The organism is Pseudomonas sp. 8209 (assembly GCF_028682105.1).
Classification (GTDB): domain Bacteria; phylum Pseudomonadota; class Gammaproteobacteria; order Pseudomonadales; family Pseudomonadaceae; genus Aquipseudomonas; species Aquipseudomonas palmensis.
On the sequence record NZ_JANIAH010000002.1, the window covers coordinates 351,728 to 369,295 of the forward strand.

The following is a 17,568-nucleotide window of genomic DNA, read 5'->3' on the forward strand; positions in this document are numbered from 1 at the left end:
CGGTCAGTGCCGCCGGGGAAAGCGAAGGAAGGCCGAAGCCCCCGATCACCTGCGTCAATCACAGTGCATCTTAAAAAACTGCCGCGCCTGGTCAGACCGGGGGTTGAAAACCCGGTAAGGAGCTCGCTAAACATTTTTAGAATCGCCCAGCAAAAAACTGCTTGGTAATCGGCAACTGCCGTGATTCAGATGAAGTCACAGAAGTTGTATCAAGAAGGGAGCGTAGTCTACCGGAATGTCCCTTTCATCTCAAACCTTGCGCGCTTGTCGGTACGCACCAGTGCAGTTGCCCGTCGGCAAGCCCCAGCCCCGGCAGGTTGGCCACCGCCAGCAACTGCCCGTCGCGGTACAGCAGCGGCACGCGCTGGCGGGCGAACAAGGGTAGCTGGCGCTCGTTGAGCAACCGCTTGAGGTCGCGATGGCCCCGGCCCTCGACCGCCATCCTCTCGCCGCCCTGCCGATAGCGCACCTGCAGCGGGCCCTGCGGCAACCTGCCGCTGAGTGTCAACTGGCCATTGCCGGGCAGTGCAAGCGGCTGGCGCGGGTCGAGCCAAGACACCGGCTGCGCCGGCGGCGTGAGCCAGTGCGCATCCAGCCAGTAGATGCGCAGGCCACTGCGGTGCAGCTCGCCATCAGCCAGGCGCCATACAGGACGCCCTTCGCCGCCGGCATCGCGCACGTCTTCCCAACCCGACCAGTGGCGGGTGTCCGGCAGGCGCGTGCGCGCCGCCAGCCAGTACTGCAGGGCGTTGCGCTGGCGTGCCGGGGACAGTTGGCGCAGCACCTCCAGATCCAGCGACGGGCAGCCCAACCAGGCGAAGGAATCAGGGGTCGAGGCTTGTGCGAGGTCCTGCTGCGCCACTTCATCGAGCAGGCCCTGCGCCTCGGCCAGGTGCGCGGCGCTGCGCGCCAGGCTGCGCGCCGCCTGGGGCCAGCGTCGGGTCAGCGCCGGCAGCACCTGGTGGCGCAGGTAGTTGCGCGAGAACTGGGTGTCATCGTTGCTGGGGTCTTCTATCCAGTGCAGGCCATGCGCGGTGGCGTAGGCCAGCAGTTCATCACGCGGGGTATCCAGCAAGGGTCGCAGCAGGCTGCCCTGCCCCAGCGCCCGCTGCGCCGGCATCCCCGACAGGCCACGCAGGCCGGCCCCGCGCAACAGCCGAAACAGCAGCGTCTCGGCCTGGTCGTCGCGGTGCTGGCCGGTCAGCAGCAGTTCGCCCGGGCGTAGGGCCTGGGCGAAGGCTGCATAGCGCGCGTCCCGGGCGCCCTGCTCCAGGCTGGCGCCAGGGGCGACGTGCACATGGATGATGTCCAGCGGTACGCCCAGGCTGTCGCACAGGCGCTGGCAGTGGGCCGGCCACGCATCGGCAGCGGCTTGCAGACCGTGGTGGACATGGAGGGCACGAAGGGGCGCAGTCGGCTGTTGGGCCAGCAGGTGCAGCAGGACGGTGGAGTCGAGGCCGCCAGAGAGGGCGACGCACCAGCCGGTAGCTTGGTGCCAGGGGGACAGGGTGTTGCGCAGGTCGATCATCGGTGGCCCTTCGCCGGCAAAGCCGGCTCCTACAGAAGCGAAAGGGCCACCGATGAGTTCAGATCAGAGCCCGTAGCTCATCAGGCGATCATAACGGCGCTTGAGCAGCGCGTCGTTGTCGAACGCCTTGAGCATGTCCAACTGCTCGATCAGCGAAGCGCGGATGTTGGCCGAGGCCGCCGCCGGGTCACGGTGTGCGCCGCCCAGTGGTTCGCCGATCACCTTGTCGACGATACCCAGGCCCTTGAGGCGCTCGGCCGTGATGCCCATCGCTTCGGCTGCGTCAGCAGCCTTCTCGGCAGTCTTCCACAGGATCGAGGCGCAGCCTTCCGGCGAAATCACCGCGTAGGTGGAGTACTGCAGCATGTTCAGCTGGTCGCAAACGCCGATGGCCAGTGCACCGCCCGAACCGCCTTCGCCGATCACGGTGGCGATGATCGGCGTTTTCAGGCGAGCCATCACGCGCAGGTTCCAGGCAATCGCTTCGCTCTGGTTGCGCTCTTCGGCGTCGATGCCGGGGTAGGCGCCCGGGGTGTCGATGAAGGTCAGGATCGGCATCTTGAAGCGTTCGGCCATTTCCATCAGGCGGCACGCCTTGCGGTAGCCTTCAGGGCGTGGCATGCCGAAGTTGCGGCGTACCTTCTCGCGCACTTCACGGCCTTTCTGATGACCGATCACCATCACCGGCTGGTCGTCCAGGCGGGCGATGCCACCAACGATCGCGGCGTCGTCGGAGAAGTGGCGGTCGCCATGCAGCTCGTCGAACTCGGTGAAGATGTGGTCGATGTAGTCCAGGGTGTACGGACGACGCGGGTGACGCGCCAGGCGCGCGATCTGCCAGCTGGTCAGGTTGCCGAAAATGCTCTCGGTCAGCGTGCTGCTCTTGTCTTGCAGACGGGCGATTTCATCGCCGATGTTCAGCGAGTTGTCATTGCCGACCAGGCGCAGCTCTTCGATCTTGGCTTGCAGGTCAGCAATCGGCTGTTCGAAATCCAGAAAATTCGGGTTCATAGGCATCCGTCTTGGGTCGACGGCCAGGCGGCCGGCCGGTTGATCCGTTTGGCGCCCTACCTTAAGGGATCAGGCGCATTCAGGTCGAGATTAAAAATTCATCAATTCATCGATATTGCAGGAAGACGTTCTCACGCCCGAACTGGTCACGCAGGGCCTGAATCAGTCCGTCCGCGGGGTCGATGCGCCAACCTTCGCCAAACTGCAGCAGGGCGCGCGCATCGTTGCCGGTGTATTCCATGCTGATCGGGCACGCGCCGCGATGGCGCTTGAACAGCTCGCCCAGCCACGCCAGGCGGTCGCCCTTGAGGGCGTCGGCATGGATCTTCAGGCGCAGGCTTTCGGCCAGGTTGGTACGTGCATCTTCCATGCTCATCACACGCTTGACCCGCAGGCGCAGGCCACCGGAGAAGTCGTCATTGCTGACCTCCCCTTCGACCACCACCATCGCGTCGGTCTGCAGCAACGGCTGCGCGGCCATGAACGCATCGGCAAACAGCGACGCCTCGATGCGCCCGGAGCGGTCGTCGAGGGTCACGAAGCCCATCTTGTCGCCCTTCTTGTTCTTCATCACGCGCAGCGCAATGATCATGCCGGCCACGGTCTGGGTATCGCGGGCCGGCTTGAGGTCGATGATGCGCTGACGGGCGAAACGGCGGATCTCGCCTTCGTACTCGTCGATCGGGTGGCCGGTCAGGTACAGGCCCAGGGTGTCCTTCTCGCCGCGCAGGCGTTCCTTGAGGGTCAGCTCGCGGGCGTTGCGGTGGTTGGCATAGACGTCGGCGTCGGCCTCCACGAACAACCCGCCGAACAGGTCCGAGTGCCCGCTGTCGTGGGTGCGTGCGGTCTGTTCGGCCGACTTGATCGCCTCTTCCATCGCCCCCAGCAGCACCGCGCGATTACGGTCGATGTTGGCCTGGTAGGCCTTGATTTCGTCGTGGAAGAACGGCCCCAGGCGGTCCAGCGCACCGCTGCGGATCAATGCATCGAGGGTGCGCTTGTTGATGCGCTTGAGGTCGACCCGCTCGCAGAAGTCGAACAGGTCCTTGAACGGCCCGCTGCTGCGCGCCTCGACGATCGCGTCGACAGGGCCCTCGCCCACGCCCTTGATCGCGCCCAGGCCATACACGATGCGGCCGTCGTCGTTGACCGTGAACTTGAAGTCGGAGGTGTTCACATCCGGTGCATCGAGGCGCAGCTTCATGCTGCGCACTTCCTCGATCAGGGTCACCACCTTGTCGGTGTTGTGCATATCCGCCGACAGTACCGCAGCCATGAACGCGGCCGGGTGATGGGTCTTGAGCCAGGCGGTCTGGTACGACACCAGGCCGTAGGCGGCGGAGTGGGACTTGTTGAAACCGTAACCGGCGAATTTTTCCACCAGGTCGAAGATGTTGCCCGCCAGGTCCGGGTCGATGTTGTTGGTGGCGCAGCCTTCGATGAAACCGCCACGCTGCTTGGCCATTTCCTCGGGCTTCTTCTTGCCCATCGCCCGGCGCAGCATGTCCGCACCGCCAAGGGTGTAGCCGGCCATCACCTGGGCGATCTGCATCACCTGTTCCTGGTACAGGATGATGCCGTAGGTCGGCGCCAGTACCGGCTTGAGGCCTTCGTACTGGTAGTCGGAGTGCGGGTAGGCCAGCTCGGCGCGGCCGTGCTTGCGGTTGATGAAGTCGTCCACCATGCCCGATTGCAGTGGGCCCGGGCGGAACAGTGCCACCAGTGCGATAAGGTCTTCCAGGCAGTCGGGCTTGAGCTTCTTGATCAGCTCCTTCATGCCGCGCGACTCGAGCTGGAATACCGCAGTGGTCTCGGCCTTCTGCAGCAGGTCGTAGGTTTTCTTGTCGTCCAGCGGGATGAAGTCGATGTTCAGGTCCGGCAGGCCGGCCTTGGCCTGCTCGCGGTTGATCGTCTCCATTGCCCACTTGATGATGGTCAGGGTACGCAGGCCAAGGAAGTCGAACTTCACCAGGCCGGCCGCCTCCACGTCATCCTTGTCGAACTGGGTTACCAGGCCGCCGCCCTCTTCGTCACAGGCAATCGGCGAGAAGTCGGTGAGTTTGGTCGGCGCGATGACCACGCCACCGGCGTGCTTGCCGGTGCCCCGGGTAACGCCCTCGAGCTTGAGGGCCATGTCCCAGATTTCCTTGGCATCCTCGTCGGTCTTGAGGAAGTCGCGCAGCATTTCCTCCTGCTCGTAGGCCTTCTCCAGGGTCATGCCGACTTCGAACGGAATCATCTTCGACAGGCGGTCGGCCAGGCCGTAGGACTTGCCCTGCACCCGCGCCACGTCACGCACCACCGCCTTGGCCGCCATGGTGCCGAAGGTGATGATCTGGCTCACCGCATTGCGCCCGTAGGCATCGGCCACATACTCGATCACGCGGTCGCGACCGTCCATGCAGAAGTCGACGTCGAAGTCGGGCATCGAGACCCGTTCAGGGTTGAGGAAACGTTCGAACAGCAGGTCGTAGGCCAGCGGGTCGAGGTCGGTGATCTTCAGCACGTAGGCCACCAGCGAGCCGGCACCCGACCCCCGGCCCGGACCTACCGGCACGCCGTTGTTCTTGGCCCACTTGATGAAGTCCATAACGATCAGGAAGTAACCGGGAAAGCCCATCTGGATGATGATGTCCAGCTCGAACTTCAGCCGGTCGAGGTAGACCTGGCGCTTCTCTTCATAGTTGGGCGTGGTGTCCTTGGGCCAGAGCACCGCCAGGCGCTCTTCCAGGCCTTCATGGGACACATGGCGCAGGTATTCGTCGATGCCCATGCCGTTGGGCGTGGGGAAGTCGGGCAGGAAGTGCTTGCCCAGCTGCACCTCGATGTTGCAGCGCTTGGCGATCTCGACCGTGTTGGCCAGGGCGTCGGGCAGGTCGCTGAACAGCTCGGCCATTTCTTCCGGGCTTTTCAGGTACTGCTGGTCGCTGTAGTTGCGCGAACGCCGCGGATCGTCCAGGGCACGGCCTTCGCCGATGCACACCCGGGTTTCGTGGGCGTCGTAGTCGGTCTGCTTGATGAAGCGCACGTCGTTGGTGGCCACCAGCGGCGCGCCCAGGCGGTCGGCAAGGGCCACGGCGGCGTGCAAATACTCTTCGTCGCCGCTGCGGTTGGTGCGCTGCACCTCGACATAGAAGCGATCGGGGAACATCGCCATCCAGTCGCGCAGCAGGGCCTCGGCTTCCTGCGGGTTGTTGCCCAGCAGTGCCATGCCGATATCGCCTTCCCTGGCCGCCGACAAGGCGATCAGGCCCTCGCTGGCCGGGGCGATCCACTCGCGCTCGATGACCACCACGCCATTGCGCTGGCCGTCCATCCAGCCACGGGAGATCAGCTCGGTGAGGTTGCGGTAGCCCTTGGCGTTCATCGCCAACAGGCAGATGCGCGACAGCGGCAGGTCGGGGTCGGCGTTGGACAGCCACAGGTCGGCCCCACAGATCGGCTTGATCCCGCTGCCCATGGCGGTCTTGTAGAACTTGACCAGCGAGCACATGTTGCTCTGGTCGGTGACGGCCACCGCCGGCATGTTCATCCCGGCCAGGGCCTTGACCAGCGGCTTGATCCGCACCAGGCCATCGACCAGCGAGAATTCGGTGTGCAGGCGAAGATGAACGAAAGAAGCCGACATGATGATCCTATAGCAGCACAAAACAACAAGGCCCGGATTGTACCGGGCCTCGATCAAAACTACAGCCTGCGCGGGAGTGGTCAGGCTGAACGGGGGTTGCCTCTACACCGGCAACAGGCAGTTGGCCTGCAGGCCACGGGCCTCGAATGCAGCCCTTACCGGGGCGAACGAGCGCCGGTGAATCGGCGTGGGGCCAAGCCGGGCCAGGGCTTCAAGGTGCAGCGGGGTCGGGTAGCCCTTGTGCCCGCCGATGCCGTAGCCAGGGTAGATCAGCTCGAAGGCAGCCATTTCCCGGTCACGGGTCACCTTGGCCAGGATAGAGGCCGCAGCGATGGCCGGCACCTGGCTGTCACCCTTGACCACCGGCGCCGATGGCACGTTGAGCTTGGGGCAACGGTTGCCGTCGATCAGTGCCAGCTTGGGCGTGATGTGCAGGCCTTCGACCGCGCGCTGCATGGCCAGCATGGTGGCATGCAGAATGTTCAGCTGGTCGATCTCGTCGACCTCGGCGCGGGCGATGTGAAAGCTCAGGGCCTTCTCGCAGATCTCGTCGAAGAGCTTTTCGCGGCGCGCCTCGGTGAGTTTTTTCGAATCGTTCAGGCCCAGGATCGGCCGGCTCGGGTCGAGGATCACGGCAGCGGTCACCACCGCGCCACACAGCGGGCCGCGGCCGACTTCGTCAACCCCGGCGACCAGGTCTTCGACCAGGTTGAAATCCAGTCCGATTTGCATTTATCGATGTTCCAGCAAGGCCAGTACCGCGTCGGCTGCCTGGTTGGAGGCATCGCGGCGCAGGGTACGGTGAATCTGATCGAAGCTCTCGGTCTGCTGCTCGCCAACGCTCACCAGTGGTGCCAGGGTCTGCGCCAGGGCCTCGCTGGTGGCGGCCTCCTGCAGCAGTTCGGGCACCAGCAGGCGCTGGGCCAGCAGGTTGGGCAGCGATACATAAGGGCTTTTGACCAGGCGCTTGAGAATCCAGTAGGTCACCGGGGCCACGCGGTACGCCACCACCATGGGTCGCTTGAACAACAGCGCCTCCAGGGTAGCGGTGCCCGAGGCGATCAATACCGCATCGCAGGCCGCCAGGGCCTGGTGCGACTGGCCGTCGAGCAGGGTCAGTGGCAGGTCGCGGCCTTCGAGCATCTGTTCGAGCTGGGCACGGCGCACCGGATTGGCGCAGGGCGAGACGAAGCGCACCCCCGGCACCAGCTCGCGAAGCCGCTGTGCGGTATCCAGAAACAGTGCACCCAGGCGCCCTACTTCGCCGCCACGGCTGCCTGGCATCAGCGCCACCAAGGGGCCGTCGGGCAGGCCCAGCGCTTCACGCGCTGCAGTGCGGTCGGCCTGCAGCGGGATGGTATCGGCCAGCGGGTGGCCGACGAAACGCACCGGCACGCCCTGCTCTTCATAGAACCGCGCCTCGAACGGAAACAGCGTGAGCATCAGGTCGCAGCCTTCGCGGATCTTCAGCACACGCTTCTGCCGCCAGGCCCATACCGAAGGGCTGACGTAGTGCACGGTCTTGATGCCGGCCTGGCGCAGTTTCAGTTCGATGTTGAGGGTGAAGTCGGGCGCATCGATACCGATGAACACGTCCGGTTTCTGCTCGATCAGCGTCTGGATCAGCAGCTTGCGGCGCTTGAGCAGCTCGCGCAGGCGACCCAGCACTTCGACCAGGCCCATGACGGCCAGGCGCTCCATGGGAAAGTAGGAACTCAGCCCCTCGGCTTCCATCAATGGGCCGCCGACGCCGATAAAGCGTACCTGCGGATGGCGGGCCTTGAGTGCACGCATCAGGCCGGCGCCAAGAATATCGCCGCTGGCTTCGCCTGCCACCAGCGCTACACAGAGTTGCGCCATGTCAGCGGGTGATGCCGCGGGCGGAGTTCTGGATCGACTTGACGAACAGGTCGACCTCGGGGAACTGCTGGGCGGGCTCGGCCAGTTCGGCGATGGCCTGGTCGACCGTCAGGTTCTGGCGATACACCACCTTGTAGGCGCGGCGCAGGGCATGGATAGCCTCATCGCTGAAACCGCGACGGCGCATGCCTTCGAAGTTCATGCTGCGCGCCTCGGCCGGGTTGCCAAACACGGTGACGAAGGCCGGCACATCCTTGCCGATGGCGGTACCCATGCCGGAAAAGCTGTGGGCGCCGATATGGCAGAACTGGTGCACCAGGGTAAACCCGGACAGTATCGCCCAGTCGCCCACATGCACATGCCCGGCCAGCGCGGTGTTGTTGACCAGGATGCAGTGGTTGCCGATCACGCTGTCGTGCCCGATATGGGCATAGGCCATGACCAGGTTGTGATCACCCAGGGTGGTTTCGCTACGGTCCTGCACGGTGCCACGGTGAATGGTCACGCCTTCGCGGATCACATTGTGGTCGCCGATCACCAGGCGCGTCGGTTCACCCTTGTACTTGAGGTCAGGGGTGTCTTCGCCGACAGAGGCGAACTGGTAGATGCGGTTGTGCTTGCCGATGCGGGTCGGCCCTTTGAGAATCACATGCGGACCAATCACGGTCCCTTCCCCGATCTCGACCCCGGCACCGACGATCGACCATGGGCCGACCTCGACGCCGTCGGCAATCTTTGCCGATGGATCGATGATTGCCCGAGGGTCAATCAAACTCATAGTTTGCGTTCCGCGCAGATGATCTCGGCCGAGCATACCGGCTTGCCGTCCACCGACGCCTGGCACTCGAACTTCCAGATCTGGCGCTTGCAGCTGATGAACTTGGCTTCGAGGATCAGTTGATCACCCGGCAGCACCGGCTGGCGAAAGCGCAACTTGTCGGAACCGACGAAGTAGTACAGGGTACCGTCCGCGGGTTTGACGTCCAGCATCTTGAAACCGAGGATGCCGGCTGCCTGGGCCATCGCTTCGATGATCAGCACGCCGGGCATGATCGGGTGCGCCGGGAAGTGACCGTTGAAGAAAGGCTCGTTGATGCTGACATTCTTGTAGGCACGAATGCGCTGGGCCTCTACGTCCAAGTCCACCACCCGGTCCACCAGCAGGAACGGGTAACGGTGAGGCAAATATTCGCGAATCTCGTTGATGTCCATCATTTCGGGGGGAAGCCTGTAGTAAAGATAGGGAGCGCGCACGTTCAAGCGGCGCTCCTTTAGCAAATCAAGGAGCGCAGTCTAGCGGCTGGGCGCTCTTGATCAGGAAATGGTATCAGCCTTCTGATGAAGCTTTGTCGCCCGAGGTCACGGCCTCGAGTCGCTTTTCCACTTGTTGAAGACGTTTGGCCATCTCATCCAGCTGGCGAATGCGCGCGGCACTCTTGCGCCACTCACCCAGCGGCTGCATGGCCGTACCGGACGAATAGGCACCTGGCTCGGTGATGGAACGGGTGACCATGGTCATCCCGGAGACGAACACCCCATCACACACATCAATATGCCCGACCATGCCGACACCGCCGGCGATGGTGCAATGCTTGCCGATCTTGGTGCTGCCGGAAATACCGACACACGCGGCCATTGCCGTGTGGTCGCCGACCTGTACGTTATGGGCGATCTGGATCTGGTTGTCGAGTTTCACGCCATTGCCGATACGGGTATCGGCCAGTGCACCGCGGTCGATGGCGGTGTTCACGCCGATCTCGACATCGTCGCCGATGCTCACGCCGCCGATCTGGGCAATCTTCTGCCATACGCCCTTTTCATTGGCGAAACCGAAACCTTCACCCCCCAGCACGGCGCCGGACTGGATCACCACACGCTTGCCGATATGCACATCGTGGTACAGCGTGACACGCGGGGCCAGCCAGCCGCCTTCGCCGATCACGCTGCGCGCGCCGATGAAGCAGTGGGCACCGATGGTCACGCCAGGGCCGATCTGCGCCCCGCTTTCGATCACTGCACAGGCACCGATGCTGGCGCTGGCATCGACCTGTGCGTCTGCAGCCACCACGGCGCTGGGATGAACTCCCGCCACAGCCCTGGGCTTTGGATCGAACAGGTGGGAAACACGTGCGTAAGCCAGGTAGGGGTCTGCAACGATCAGCGCGTGACCGGCAAAGCCCTCGGCATCGGCAGCCTTGAGCAGGACCGCAGCGGCCTTGCTCTCAGGCAGGAATTTGCGGTACTGCGGGTTGGCCAGGAAGCTCAATTGTCCCGGGCCAGCCTCGTGCAGGGTCGCAAGGCCAGTGATGTCGAGCTCCGCCGGGCCACTGAGGGTGGCCCCGAGGAACTCGGCCAGCTGGCCGAGTTTCATGGTCGCAGTCATGTTCAACGGGACTGGTTCATGCGCTCGATGACCTGGCGGGTGATGTCGTACTGAGGCTTGACATCAATGACCGCGCCACGCTCGAGTACCAGGTCGAAAGCACCCTTCTTGATCACTTCCTCCACTGCGCCGTCGAGCTTGGGCTTGAGCTGCTTGAGCATCTCGCGGTCGGCAACGGCCTTGGCTTCGTTCAGCTCCTTGGACTGGAACTGGAAGTCACGGGCCTTTTGCTTGAATTCAAGCTCCAGACGCTCGCGCTCGCCCTGGGCCATCTTGTCGCCACCCTTGACCAGACGGTCCTGGATGCCCTTGGCGCTGCTTTCCAGGTTTTTCAGCTTGGTCAGTTGCGGGCCGAATTTCTTCTCCGCATCGACCGCGTACTTCTTGGCCGCGTCCGATTCCAGCAGCGCCATCTGATAGTTCAGGACGGCAATTTTCATCTCGGCAAATGCCGGGGTCGCGATCAGGGTCGCAGCCAGTACAGCCAGTTGAGTCAACTTACGCACGATGCACTCCTACAGAATCCGTTGTCGTTTACGCGGGGCAGACCCTTAGAAGGTCTGGCCCAGAGAGAATTGGAACACCTGGGTATCGGCATCGTCCGGCTTCTTGACCGGCATCGCCAGGCTGAAGCTCAACGGGCCCAGTGCAGTAATCCAGGTCACGCCCAGGCCGACCGAGCTGGCCAGGCCGCTGAGGCCGACCTTCTCGCAATCCGGCTTGGAGCCGCAGTTGGTGTCGAACACGTTACCCACGTCCCAGAAAACCGAGGTGCGCAGCGAACGCTGGTCCTTGACGAACGGCAGTGGGAACAGCAGTTCCACGCCGCCCTGCACCAGCACGTTGCCGCCGAACGGCAGTGGATCCTGGTCCGGGTCGCGCGCAGTGCCAGGGTTGTTGCCTTTACTCGGGGTACTGCGCGGGCCCAGGCTGCTGTCCTTGAAGCCACGCACGGAGTTGAAGCCACCGGCGTAGTAGTTCTCGTAGAACGGCAGGCCCGAGGTGCCGCCGAAGCCGTCGCCGTAGCCCAGCTCGGTGTGCAGACGCAGGGTGTAGTCGTTGTTGATCGGCTTGAACAGCTGGCCACGGTAGTCAAGCTTGAAGAACGACAGGTCGCTGCCCGGGGTGGTCGCCTCGAGCACCAGGCTCTGGGAGTGACCACGGGTAGCCAGCACGCCCTTGTTCAGGGTGGACTCCGACCAGCCGGCCGATGCCTTGAAGTTCAGGTAGTTGTCGCCTTCCTTTTTGACGAAGTCGAAGATCTCGTCAACGGTGTAGCGACCGGTCTTGATCTTGTCCTGCTGGGCGGTGAGGCCGAAGGTCAGGCGCGAAGTCTCGCTGATCGGGTAGCCGACGCTGACGCCCGCACCCAGGCTGTCCACCGCATAGCTGGCCACGTCGACGTCGAGGTCGTCGTAGTCGGTGGTGCGGTAGAAGGCGTTGTAGCCAAGGCTCACGCCATCGGCAGTCCAGTAGGGGTCCACGAAGCCGAAGTTGTAGCGGCTCTGGTATTCGGAACGGGTCAGGCCGATGGAGACCTTGTTACCGGTACCCAGGAAGTTGTTCTGGCTGATCGAACCACCCAGGATCAGGCCGGCGCTCTGCGCGAAACCGACGCTGGCGGTGATCGAACCCGATGCCTGCTCTTCGACGCTGTAGTTCACGTCGACCTGGTCGTCGGTGCCCGGTACGGCCGGGGTCTCGACGTTGGCTTCCTTGAAGAAGCCCAGGCGCTCGAGGCGGGTCTTGGACTGGTCGATCAGGTAGGTCGATGCCCAGCCACCTTCCATCTGGCGCATCTCGCGGCGCAGCACTTCGTCCTCGGACTTGGTGTTGCCACGGAAGTTGATGCGGTTGACGTAGGCACGCTTGCCCGGGTCGACGACGAAGGTGATGTCGACGGTGTGGTCGTCATCGTGAGGCTGCGGCACGCCGTTGACGTTGGCGAAGGTATAGCCTTCGTTGCCCAGGCGGCGGGTGATCAGCTCGGAGGTGGTGGTCATCACCTTGCGCGAGAACACCTGGCCAGGTTGCACCAGCATCAGTGCCTTGACCTGGTCTTCCGGCACCTTCAGGTCGCCGGACAGCTTGACGTCACGAACGGTGTACTTCTCGCCCTCGTTGACGTTCACGGTGATGTAGACGTGCTTCTTGTCCGGGGTGATCGACACCTGGGTGGAGGCGATGTCCATGTTGATGTAGCCGCGGTCCAGGTAGTAGGAGCGCAGGCGCTCGAGGTCGCCGGACAGTTTTTCGCGGGCATACTTGTCGTCGTTCTTGAAGAACGACAGCCAGTTGGTGGTCTTGAGTTCGAACAGGCTGGCCAGCTCGTCGTCGCTGAACTTGGTGTTGCCCACCACGTTGATGTGCTGGATGGCAGCGACGGTGCCTTCGTTGATCTTGATTTTCAGACCTACGCGGTTGCGCGGCTGCGGCACCACCTCGGCGTCGACCTCGGCCGAGTAGCGGCCCTGGGCCACGTACTGGCGCTGCAGCTCGTTGCGCACACCTTCGAGGGTGGCACGCTGGAAGATTTCACCTTCGGCCAGACCCGACTGCTTCAGACCCTTCATCAGGTCTTCGGTGCTGATGGCCTTGTTGCCTTCGATCTCGATGCTCGAGACGGAAGGACGCTCGACCACGGTGATGATCAGGACGTTGCCGTCGCGACCCAGTTGGATGTCCTGGAAGAAGCCGGTCTTGAACAGCGCACGGGTGGAATCCACCAGGCGCCGATCATCGGCCTCGTCCCCAACGTTCAATGGCAAGGCGCCGAACACGCTGCCCGCGGAAACCCGCTGCAGACCATTGACACGAATATCGGAGATGGTGAAGGACTCGGCGTGAACTTCAGCGATCATCAGTACGGCGAGAACCGCAGTTAGCAGCAGACGTTTCATGAAGTCCTTTCTTATTCCAACTGGCAATAAACGACCCACCGCGGGACGCGGCAGGTTCGCAATTGAGCGAAGCGTTACAGTCGACCCAAATCGTTGATCAGGGCAAGCAACATCACCCCGACTACCAAACTGATACCGATCTGGACCCCCCAACCTTGCACCCGATCCGAAAGCGGACGACCACGCGCCCATTCGATCAGGTAAAACAGCAAATGCCCCCCATCCAGTACAGGAATGGGCAGCAAATTAAGAACCCCCAGGCTAATGCTCAGGTAGGCGAGGAAATTCAGGAAATCCCCAACGCCGGACTGGGCCGAAGCGCCCGCCACTTTAGCAATGGTTATCGGTCCGCTCAAGTTTTTTACCGAGAGCTCGCCGAACAGCATTTTCTTCAGCGAATCGAGGGTCAGCACGCTCATGTTCCAGGTGCGCGAAACACCCTCGCCCAGGCCCTGCAGCGGGCCATAACTGACCTCGCGCAACATGGCCGCAGGCCACTCCACCGGCGCCACGCCCGCCCCCAGGTAACCACTGGCATTCTGGCCTTCGCCACGGCTGGCGAGGGTTACCGGCAACTCCAGCGTCGCCCCGTCACGCGCCACGCTCAGCACGATGCGGCTGCCGGCACGGCCGCGCACGGTGTCCACCACCTGCTGCCAATCGTCAAGCGCCTTGCCGTCGAGTGCCAGCAGGCGGTCGCCGGTTTTCAGACCGGCGGCCTGGGCCGGCCCCTTGGGATCAAGTTCGGCCAGCACCGGCACCAGCGCCGGGCGCCATGGGCGGATGCCCAGGGAGCGGATCGGGTCGGGCTCGTCGGCACCCTTGAGCCAGGCATCGAGCTTGAGCACATGGCTGCTGTCGGTGCTGGCACCCTCTTCACGCACGCTGACCTGCAGCGCACCGCTTTCACCCAGCCGGCGCACCAGCTGCAGGTTGACCGCTGCCCAGCCGTTGGTCGGCTTGCCGTCGACCGCGACAATCTCCTGGCCGGCGCTAAGGCCTGCGGCGGCCGCCAGGCTGCCAGCCTCGACCGCGCCGATGACCGGCCGCGCCTGCTGGCTGCCAAGCATGGCCAGTGCCCAGAAGAACACGATGGCCAGCAGAAAGTTGGCAATGGGGCCGGCCGCGACGATAGCGATGCGCTGGCGCACGCTCTTGCGGTTGAATGACTGCTCCAGCTGGTCGGCAGGCACTTCGCCTTCGCGCTCGTCGAGCATCTTCACGTAGCCGCCCAGGGGAATGGCGGCCACCACGAACTCGGTGCCATGGCGGTCATGCCAGCGTACCAGCGGCATGCCGAACCCTACGGAAAACCGCAAAACCTTGACGCCGCAGCGCCGCGCCACCCAGAAGTGACCGAACTCGTGAAAGGTGACCAGCACGCCCAATGCGACCAGGGTGCCGATAATCATGTAGAGCGCACTCATGTCTTTCTCCGAATAGCGTTCAGCGGGAGCGGGCGCAACCCGTGGCGACGTCGCACCTCAGACCCCGTGACGATCCAACCAGTGCCCGGCCAGGCTGCGTGCACGCTGGTCGGCTGCAAACACCGCCTCCAGCGTCGGCACGGCAACGACCGCTTCCTGGTTGAGCACGTGCTCGATGATACTCGGGATCTGCGGGAAGCGGATGCGCCGCTGAAGAAATGCCTCGACGGCCACTTCATTGGCCGCATTGAGCATCGCAGGGGCACTGTTGCCGGCGTCCGCCGCTTCACGCGCCAGACGCAGACACGGAAAGCGCTGCTCGTCCGGCGCCTGGAAATCCAGGCGGGCAACGGCGAACAGGTCCAGCGGCGCCACACCCGAGTCGATGCGCTGCGGCCAGGCCAGGGCGTTGGCGATCGGCGTGCGCATGTCGGGGTTGCCCAACTGTGCCAGCACCGAACCATCGACGTAGTCGACCAGCGAGTGAATCACGCTTTGCGGGTGGACCACCACCTCGACCTGGGCAGGCTTGGCATCGAACAGCCAGCACGCCTCGATCAGCTCCAGGCCCTTGTTCATCATGCTGGCCGAGTCGACGGAGATCTTGCGCCCCATGGACCAGTTCGGGTGCGCACAGGCCTGCTCCGGGGTGACGTGCTCCAGCTCGGCCTGCGGCGTTTCACGAAACGGACCACCGGAGGCGGTCAGCAGGATGCGCCGCACCCCCACCTGGGCCAGGCCGCGGGCATAGTCACCGGGCAGGCACTGGAAGATCGCGTTGTGCTCGCTGTCGATCGGCAGCAGTACCGCACCACTGCGCTGCACGGCCTGCATGAACAGGGCGCCGGACATCACCAGCGCCTCCTTGTTGGCCAGCAGCACCTTCTTGCCCGCCTCCACTGCGGCCAGGGTCGGACGCAACCCCGCCGCACCGACGATGGCCGCCATCACCGCATCCACCTGCGGGTCGGCCGCCACCTGGCACAGGCCCTGCTCGCCCACCAGTACCTCGGTACTCGACCCCGCAGCACGCAGGTCGGCCTGCAACTGCTGCGCGGCCTCATCGCCCGGCACCACGGCAAACACCGGAGCATGGCGCAGGCACAGGGCCAGCAGCTCGCCCAGGCGCGAATAGCCGCTCAGGGCATAGGCCTGGTAGCGCTCGGGGTGACGGGCAATCACGTCCAGTGTGCTCAGGCCAATGGAACCTGTGGCGCCCAGCACCGTGATCCGTTGCGGGCGGCTCACAGCGCGCCCCAGTTGGCGGCCCACAGCAGCACGGCAAACAGCGGGATGGCAGCCGTGAGGCTGTCGATGCGATCCAGTACCCCACCGTGCCCCGGCAGCAGGTTGCTGCTGTCCTTGATCCCGGAACGGCGCTTGAACATGCTTTCGGTCAGGTCGCCGACCACCGACACCAGTACCACGACGGCGGCACCGAACAGACCGAGGATCAGCTCGCCGGCGCTCCACTCGCGGGTCACGCCCACCACCGCCGTGATCACCAGGCTCAGCGCCAGGCCACCGTAGACACCTTCCCAGCTCTTGCCGGGGCTGACCTGCGGCGCCAGCTTGCGCTTGCCAAAGGCCCGGCCCGAGAAGTAGGCGCCGATATCGGCACCCCATACCAGGACCATCACCGCCATGATCAGCCAGTTGCCCAGGGGCCAGTGCTTGATCAGCACCAGGCCTTGCCAGGCCGGCAACAGCACCAGCAGGCCGATCAGCAGGCGGCAGGCCACACTGGCCCACAGCTCGCTGGTACGCGGGTAGGTCAGCACCAGCCAGGTGGCCAGCGCCCACCACAGCACCGAAACGCCCAGCACCCAGGGTGCCAGCTCCGGCATCAGGTGCAGCAGCATCAGCAGGCCGGCGACCACCACGGCATAGGCAACCCGCAGGCCCTGGGCGATCAGCCCGGCCAGGCGGGCCCATTCCCAGGCCCCAAGGGTGACCACCAGGCCGATGAACAAGGCAAAGTTCGCCCCGTCGAGCAGGAAAAACCCGCACAGGGCAATCGGCAACAGAATCAGCGCAGTGATGATGCGTTGTTTAAGCATTAAGCACGGGCTCCAGCCTCGACCTGCTCGCTGGTTTTACCGAAGCGGCGCTGGCGCGAAGCGAAATCGGCCAATGCAGTGCGCATGGCCTCGTGTTTGAAGTCCGGCCAGAACAGGTCGGAGAAATACAGCTCGGCGTACGCCAGCTGCCACAGCAGGAAGTTGCTGATGCGGTGCTCGCCACCGGTGCGGATGCACAGGTCGGGCAACGGCAGATCGCCTGTCGCCAGGCACGGCTGCAGCAACTCGGGGGTGATGTCTTCCGGGCGCAGATGCCCGGCCTGCACTTCACGCGCCAGGCGCTGGGCGGCCTGGGCGATATCCCACTGACCACCGTAGTTGGCGGCGATCTGCAGGATGAAGCGATTGCTGCCTGCGGTCAGCGCCTCGGCCTCGCGCATGGCAGCCTGCAACTCAGGGTGAAAGCGCGAGCGATCACCGATGATGCGCAGGCTGATGTTGTTCTCGTTGAGCCGCCTGGCCTCGCGACGCAGCGCCGAGAAGAACAGCTCCATCAGCGCACCGACCTCGTCGGCCGGGCGCTGCCAGTTCTCGCTGGAGAACGCGAACAGGGTCAGGACCTCGACCTTGGCCTCGGCGCACACCTCGATGACCGCGCGCACCGCATCCACGCCTGCCTTGTGCCCGGCAACGCCGGGCAACAGGCGCTTCTTCGCCCAGCGATTATTTCCATCCATGATGATCGCGACATGGCGCGGCACCGATGGAGGCACACCCTGCTTGGTCTTTTCCATTGAAAAAAGTCCCGGC

The 17,568-nt window shown here is 64.0% G+C and carries 14 protein-coding genes; all 14 read right to left on the reverse strand.

Going from position 1 to position 17,568, the window contains the following annotated elements; all coding sequences use genetic code 11:
* Positions 1-244 precede the first annotated feature (244 nt).
* Entirely contained in the window at positions 245-1,528 is a 1,284-nt protein-coding gene (gene tilS / locus NP552_RS05295) for a tRNA lysidine(34) synthetase TilS (RefSeq protein ID WP_274096531.1), read from the reverse strand.
* 63 nt (positions 1,529-1,591) lie between these two features.
* A complete protein-coding gene (locus NP552_RS05300) occupies positions 1,592-2,539 on the reverse strand; it encodes an acetyl-CoA carboxylase carboxyltransferase subunit alpha (protein ID WP_043863266.1) in 948 nt (315 codons plus the stop codon).
* Positions 2,540-2,645: 106 nt separating this feature from the next.
* Complete coding sequence (gene dnaE, locus NP552_RS05305) at positions 2,646-6,167, reverse strand: DNA polymerase III subunit alpha (RefSeq protein ID WP_058541490.1); 3,522 nt, start codon at positions 6,165-6,167, stop codon at positions 2,646-2,648.
* Positions 6,168-6,269: 102 nt separating this feature from the next.
* The gene (gene rnhB / locus NP552_RS05310; RefSeq protein WP_210014264.1) at positions 6,270-6,899 is read right to left on the reverse strand and encodes a ribonuclease HII; all 630 of its coding nucleotides are present in this window, start codon (positions 6,897-6,899) and stop codon (positions 6,270-6,272) included.
* Positions 6,900-8,027 (reverse strand): lipid-A-disaccharide synthase, encoded by a 1,128-nt coding sequence (gene lpxB / locus NP552_RS05315; RefSeq protein WP_210014265.1) that lies wholly within the window; start codon positions 8,025-8,027, stop codon positions 6,900-6,902.
* Position 8,028: 1 nt separating this feature from the next.
* Complete coding sequence (lpxA, locus tag NP552_RS05320; RefSeq protein WP_043863262.1) at positions 8,029-8,805, reverse strand: acyl-ACP--UDP-N-acetylglucosamine O-acyltransferase; 777 nt, start codon at positions 8,803-8,805, stop codon at positions 8,029-8,031.
* Positions 8,802-9,242 carry a 3-hydroxyacyl-ACP dehydratase FabZ gene (gene fabZ, locus NP552_RS05325; RefSeq protein ID WP_038613986.1) on the reverse strand — a complete coding sequence of 147 codons (441 nt, stop codon included), beginning with the start codon at positions 9,240-9,242 and terminating at the stop codon, positions 8,802-8,804. Before fabZ ends, lpxA begins: the two co-directional genes overlap by 4 nt.
* A gap of 112 nt (positions 9,243-9,354) precedes the next feature.
* Positions 9,355-10,410 (reverse strand): UDP-3-O-(3-hydroxymyristoyl)glucosamine N-acyltransferase, encoded by a 1,056-nt coding sequence (lpxD, locus tag NP552_RS05330; protein ID WP_058541488.1) that lies wholly within the window; start codon positions 10,408-10,410, stop codon positions 9,355-9,357.
* Between the two features lie 2 nt (positions 10,411-10,412).
* Entirely contained in the window at positions 10,413-10,916 is a 504-nt protein-coding gene (locus tag NP552_RS05335) for an OmpH family outer membrane protein (protein ID WP_043863260.1), read from the reverse strand.
* A gap of 45 nt (positions 10,917-10,961) precedes the next feature.
* Positions 10,962-13,310, reverse strand: a complete 2,349-nt coding sequence (gene bamA, locus NP552_RS05340; protein ID WP_043863259.1) for an outer membrane protein assembly factor BamA — start codon at positions 13,308-13,310, stop codon at positions 10,962-10,964.
* A gap of 74 nt (positions 13,311-13,384) precedes the next feature.
* Positions 13,385-14,737, reverse strand: a complete 1,353-nt coding sequence (rseP, locus tag NP552_RS05345; RefSeq protein WP_054915001.1) for an RIP metalloprotease RseP — start codon at positions 14,735-14,737, stop codon at positions 13,385-13,387.
* Positions 14,738-14,794: 57 nt separating this feature from the next.
* Entirely contained in the window at positions 14,795-15,985 is a 1,191-nt protein-coding gene (gene ispC, locus NP552_RS05350; RefSeq protein ID WP_210014266.1) for a 1-deoxy-D-xylulose-5-phosphate reductoisomerase, read from the reverse strand.
* On the reverse strand, positions 15,982-16,797 hold the full coding sequence (locus tag NP552_RS05355) for a phosphatidate cytidylyltransferase (RefSeq protein WP_054915002.1): 816 nt from the start codon (positions 16,795-16,797) through the stop codon (positions 15,982-15,984). Before NP552_RS05355 ends, ispC begins: the two co-directional genes overlap by 4 nt.
* Complete coding sequence (uppS, locus tag NP552_RS05360; protein ID WP_043863255.1) at positions 16,797-17,552, reverse strand: polyprenyl diphosphate synthase; 756 nt, start codon at positions 17,550-17,552, stop codon at positions 16,797-16,799. The genes NP552_RS05355 and uppS overlap by 1 nt, the downstream gene beginning before the upstream one ends.
* Positions 17,553-17,568 lie beyond the last annotated feature (16 nt).